This is a genomic window from Roseibium sp. AWQ4_290 (assembly GCF_056160985.1).
Map to the genome: position 1 here is coordinate 1 of NZ_JBSWYG010000064.1, position 431 is coordinate 431.

Below are 431 nucleotides of genomic sequence, written 5' to 3' on the forward strand. Positions count from 1 at the left end.
GCGCTGACCAGCGGCTTGTCGCGTAAGCAGATCGCCAGAGATCTTGGTGTTGGTTTCTCGACCTTGAACCGTTGGATACAGCAGGACCGGCGCGATCCGGAGAAACCGGCCACACAATCTGACCTTGAAAAGGAGATAGCGGAACTTCGCAGAGAAAACCGCCTGCTCCGGGAGGAGAGGGAGGTGTTAAAAAAGGCCACCCAGTTCTTCGCCCCCTCTCGGTGATTGCTCAGCAATCACCTGCCGGTTGATAGAAAGAAGCAAATGAGGTTTGCATTCATCGCGGAGAACCTGGGCCTTTTGCCGGCTTCCAGGCTATGTCAGATCATGAATGTCAGTCCTCGGGGTTACCGGTCCTGGCGGAACCGCCCAGTGAGTGACCGGCAGCGTAGGGACTTGGTCGTGCTTGCCCATATCCGGGAGCAATTCCG

General features: G+C 56.8%; 1 protein-coding gene. It reads left to right on the forward strand.

Features of this window, described 5'->3' with window-relative positions; translation table 11 throughout:
- Nucleotides 1-225, forward strand: a 225-nt coding sequence (locus ACXAH0_RS25150; protein WP_475196042.1) for a transposase, incomplete at its 5' end; no start/stop codon positions are given.
- Between the last annotated feature and the right edge of the window lie 206 nt (nucleotides 226-431).